The organism is Alphaproteobacteria bacterium (assembly GCA_016722515.1).
Classification (GTDB): domain Bacteria; phylum Pseudomonadota; class Alphaproteobacteria; order Rickettsiales; family JADKJE01; genus JADKJE01.
Genome location: JADKJE010000027.1, coordinates 1 through 4235 on the forward strand (window position 1 = coordinate 1; position 4235 = coordinate 4235).

Genomic DNA, 4235 nt, shown 5'->3' on the forward strand with positions numbered 1-4235 from the left:
GTTTACAATGAAGGCGTCACACTGAAGGCGAAGTTAATTGATGGCAAGTTTCCTGAGTATCAGCGGGCGATTCCAAAGGCGTCTGAGCATGTCGCAATGATTCATCGTGAAAACTTTGTGAATGCGATTAAACGCGCTCAGTGTGTGATGGATGCGAAACATGATGGATTAGCATTCGACTTCAGCAAAGATTCGTTGATGATTGCTGGAAAGAATGCTGACCATGAACAATCCGAAGAAGTGATTGAAATTACTTCGTCTGGAATTGAATCATTGTTTACCATAGGATTCAATGGACGGTATATGGTGGATGCGTTGAATTCAATGGATACTGAAACCGTAAAGATTTCATTAAATCCTGCAAGTTCTGCATTGATTGAAGCGACGGAAGTATGTGGTCAACGAGTCATTATGTGTATGCGGATATAAATAGCATTAAAAATGGTTGACTGCTAATACAAATGATGCTATACTCTCATTACCAAACACCAATAGGTACTTATGAAAATCACTGATCTTAGTCCACTTCAACTCCAAGTGTTTGAGTCGTTCAAATCTGGTGAGTCATTAACTCGGATGGAGTTAAAAGAACGTTTGAATATTACGGTGCGTTCCACGCTTGCGCGAATCATTAGTCGTCTTGAAGTGTTTGGACTGCTTGAGAAGACTGAAGAAGTTCCTGAACGCATTCAGTTGACACCACAAGGCGAACGATTGATTCAGAAGAAACAGAAAGAATCAGAAACGCTTGATGCGTATGACTATATCACGACTGAAGAGATTCGGCAGATTGCAGATTCGTACAATGATATTCCTGATCCTCAATTGACCGATGAAGATTGCGAACCAATTAGCGGTATTATTTCTGTTCGTGATGACATTGAATGGTTGCGTCAACTGAGTTTGGATGTTGCTGGTCGAGTGAAAGGTGAAACTGACTTGAATCGGATTAGCGTGTGGTCAAGGGCGGCGTCTGATTTAGCGAATACGTATTCGATGCTCTCCTTTAATGAACTCAAGGAGTTAATAAGTGACTGATTGGGATTATCGTGTTGTTAAGGAATTCGATTGCAACTCGGATGAAATACTGTTGTCGATTCGAGAAGCGTACTACAACGATAATGGCGAACTGTGTGGATATACACAGCTTGGAGTTTCTCCGCACGTCGAGTCGATTGAAGACTTGCGTGACATTCTGAATCGAATGCTACTCGCTTTGGATAAGCCGATACTGGTCGATGGAGAAGTGGTCTTTGCAGAATTCACTGATAAGGATGAAGAGAATGAGTGATTGTCCGATGATTCATTTGCACGCACAAGATTGTGAACACTATAAAGCGTGGATTGTAGGCACAAGAAACGCATTGATTTCTTTGAGTAAAGCGATTAGTGCGGCTATGGATGGTATTTCTGAAAACCCAAAAGGGTGTAGTGTTTCTGTGTTTTCAGCCGATGGTGAAGGTTACGAATTGATTGTGAAATGCTTGCATGAAGAAGAAATTCAGTTACAACCTTCTCCATATACGCGAATAAATGAAATGAGTCGTTTAACCGATAAGGATGAAGAAAATGAGTGATGTGATGTTGCTCGGTGTTTTACGAATTCCGCCAACGATGTGGGGCGATGACGCGATTGATGTGGCGCAGCGTTATAGTCGGCGTATCGGATTGGCGTGGGAAGAGAGCGAGGGAGGGATTTGATTGAAAGTGATGAATTAATATGATTGCCGCGATCGCGTCGTCCTGACAAGAAGAACTCCACAAACTTTGTTTTCTTTTTTCTTTCCAGGTTTTTTTTTTGTTTGGTTGATGAACCGTGAATGCAAGAGATGCGTATGATCCTAGCGGGTCGGAGAGCTTCCACGAATCACTGAGCTTCCACGAATCCGGTGACAGTGTTGCTGACGAGTATTCTTTCAAACAGCAATGACTGTCCTTCGAGTTCTTCGAGTGACAGCAGTTCGTGTAGTGATTGAAGAGTATTGTTTATACCAACACCCGCTTCGGCTGGCATAGCGTGTAATTACGAAATAGCAGTCTAGCCCGACGGGGCGAAAAGCGAACATCACCTACGCCTGACTGCTACCTATAAGGTGACAAATCGCAAAAGGTGAAGCGATGTCAAAGGAAATTACGCTCTCAAAAGGATTCGTATGTATCGTTGATGACGATGACTACGAATACCTCTCTCAATATCGGTGGCACTCAATGAAGGGGAAGGTTCGCGTATATGCGTCTCGATCCTACAAGAGATCGCAAATTATAATGCATAGAGAGTTAATGAATCCACCCATTGGATTTGTGGTTGACCATATTAACGGGAACACGCTCGACAACCGTAGGAGTAATCTCCGTATTTGCACGCATTCGCAAAACAATGTGAACGTAAAGCAAAAGAACAAAACTGGCTATAAAGGTGTAAAACTCGAAAATGGTAAATGGGTTGCTCGTATACAAATAACGATTGGCACATTTGCATCAGCCGAAGAAGCCGCACGAGCGTATGACAAAGCTTCAAAATCATTGCACGGCGAATTTGCTGCGCTGAACTTTCCGCAATAATCGCTATTTCTAAAATGTTGAACCCGCCGCTTCGGCGGGTTTTTTTGTGCCTAAAATAATGAAATGAATTCATGGATTCTTCAAATCAATTCATGTTATTAACAGCAGTATGAACGCACAATCTTTTATTCTTTCGTTTGCGCCAACGCTCCATCCTACGGATTCATCTCCAACGCAATTTGGTGGGGTGGCGTACAGTGGTGGCGTGATTCCGAATTATGGCGATTACGGCGATGTAGCGATTGACCTTTCAACAGCGAAGGTTCCTGCACGTCCGGTCTTCGCTCTTGTGAATCACGACACCAATCAGCGGGCGGGTAAGGCGCAGTTAGAAAATGATGGATCGAAGTTAAATCTATCGGGTTCCTTCAGCACCTCGACCGATTCAGGTAAGCAAGTGTCGGCGGAATTCGCGGAAGGTGCGCCGTGGGAATTCAGTGTGGGGATTCAAGCCAAGATTGAACGCTTTCCGAGTGCTCGACCGATTGTATTGAATGGTCAGTCGATGACCGTTAATGCGGTCCTTCGGAATGCTAAGGTGCGTGAAGTCTCCTTCGTTCCTGCTGGAGCTGACCCTAATACTCATGTAATTGCATTTGCGCGTAACAATGGTTCCTTAGAAGAGGTTTCTTTAATGGATAGTAATGAAGTGCAGGGCAAGCTCGATGCTGCGAATCAGTTGATTGCTGATTTGCAGGTCAAGCTGAGTGCAGCGGAAGTGGAGCATGGCAAGGCCGTGGCTTCGCTGGAACATTCGCTGAAAGAAGAGTGCAAGCGCAGTCTGGACTTTGAAGCGCGGGCGCTTTCGGCGGAGAATGAAGTCAAGACGATTCGGCTTGGGGTTCGAGTGGAGGCCGTTAAAAGCCTATTCGCTGCGATCCACCGTGAATACAGCGATGAAGCGGCAAAGCCGTATGTGGAACTCGAAGCGAGCGCATTCGCACTGCTTTCGGCGGATTTGATGTCGTTCAAACCTCAGAATACCTCTGTTGATTGGTTAAAAGATACTACTCAAAGTGGTAAGGAAGCGGATTCAGCGATTAACTTGAATGCCAAACTGTTTAATCAAGTCGCTGGCAAGAGCGTGAAGGAATAACTTATGGCTACTTATACTGAACCGAATCGTAACCTTGATTTTCTGGCTTCCGATCAAGGCACTATTTCTTTTGAAGTCGTCACCATGCTGACCGATGCGTCCAAGACTCAGCCCTGTGTCGCTGGGACGGTTCTTGGAAAGATTACCGCTACTGGCAAATATACGCCGTATGACGATGCGGTGGCTGGCCTCGTGGCGACGGGTGCGACGGTTGCTGCTGGAATTCTGGCTGACAACGTGAATGCCGATACCTTGGCGGCGGGCGATGTGACTGTACGAATCGTGAAGCGTCTTGCTGAAGTGAAAGAGTCGAAATTGACTTGGCATACCTTGGCTGATGCGACTTCCAAAGCAGCGGCGAAGACGGCTCTGGATGGCACTAACATGATTCTGATTCGGAGCTAAGCCATGGACATCTTTCGTGACTACTTTACTCGTGAACAATTGTTGCTGTCTCTGGCGAAGGTGCCGTTTATTCCGGGTCGTATGTCCGAGTATTTCGATACTCGTGGATTGACAAGTACCGTCTTTGCGATTGAACAGCGTCCTGAGAATGCGCCTCAGATTATGGCCGCTA

7 protein-coding genes are annotated in these 4235 nt (G+C 45.4%); all 7 read left to right on the forward strand.

Annotation, left to right across the window (positions count from 1 at the left end; translation table 11 throughout):
- The coding region (locus IPP74_15455; GenBank protein ID MBL0320670.1) for a DNA polymerase III subunit beta at positions 1-429 on the forward strand (429 nt) is incomplete at its 5' end.
- Positions 430-501: 72 nt separating this feature from the next.
- A complete protein-coding gene (locus IPP74_15460) occupies positions 502-1038 on the forward strand; it encodes a winged helix-turn-helix transcriptional regulator (protein MBL0320671.1) in 537 nt (178 codons plus the stop codon).
- A gap of 46 nt (positions 1039-1084) precedes the next feature.
- The gene (locus IPP74_15465) at positions 1085-1291 is read left to right on the forward strand and encodes a hypothetical protein (protein ID MBL0320672.1); all 207 of its coding nucleotides are present in this window, start codon (positions 1085-1087) and stop codon (positions 1289-1291) included.
- Positions 1284-1577, forward strand: a complete 294-nt coding sequence (locus IPP74_15470; GenBank protein MBL0320673.1) for a hypothetical protein — start codon at positions 1284-1286, stop codon at positions 1575-1577. Before IPP74_15465 ends, IPP74_15470 begins: the two co-directional genes overlap by 8 nt.
- A 541-nt stretch (positions 1578-2118) precedes the next feature.
- Positions 2119-2562 carry an HNH endonuclease gene (locus tag IPP74_15475; GenBank protein ID MBL0320674.1) on the forward strand — a complete coding sequence of 148 codons (444 nt, stop codon included), beginning with the start codon at positions 2119-2121 and terminating at the stop codon, positions 2560-2562.
- A gap of 109 nt (positions 2563-2671) precedes the next feature.
- Positions 2672-3658 (forward strand): hypothetical protein, encoded by a 987-nt coding sequence (locus IPP74_15480; GenBank protein MBL0320675.1) that lies wholly within the window; start codon positions 2672-2674, stop codon positions 3656-3658.
- A 3-nt stretch (positions 3659-3661) separates the two neighbouring features.
- Positions 3662-4063, forward strand: a complete 402-nt coding sequence (locus tag IPP74_15485) for a head decoration protein (GenBank protein MBL0320676.1) — start codon at positions 3662-3664, stop codon at positions 4061-4063.
- Positions 4064-4235: the final 172 nt, after the last annotated feature.

What these genes read in the sequence shown, in the direction of transcription:
- IPP74_15480 (MBL0320675.1), top strand. Translation starts at nt 2,672, where the DNA reads ATGAACGCACAATCTTTTATTCTTTCGTTTGCGCCAACGCTCCATCCT.
- IPP74_15460 (MBL0320671.1), top strand. Translation starts at nt 502, where the DNA reads ATGAAAATCACTGATCTTAGTCCACTTCAACTCCAAGTGTTTGAGTCG.
- IPP74_15470 (MBL0320673.1), top strand. Translation starts at nt 1,284, where the DNA reads ATGAGTGATTGTCCGATGATTCATTTGCACGCACAAGATTGTGAACAC.
- IPP74_15475 (MBL0320674.1), top strand. Translation starts at nt 2,119, where the DNA reads ATGTCAAAGGAAATTACGCTCTCAAAAGGATTCGTATGTATCGTTGAT.
- IPP74_15485 (MBL0320676.1), top strand. Translation starts at nt 3,662, where the DNA reads ATGGCTACTTATACTGAACCGAATCGTAACCTTGATTTTCTGGCTTCC.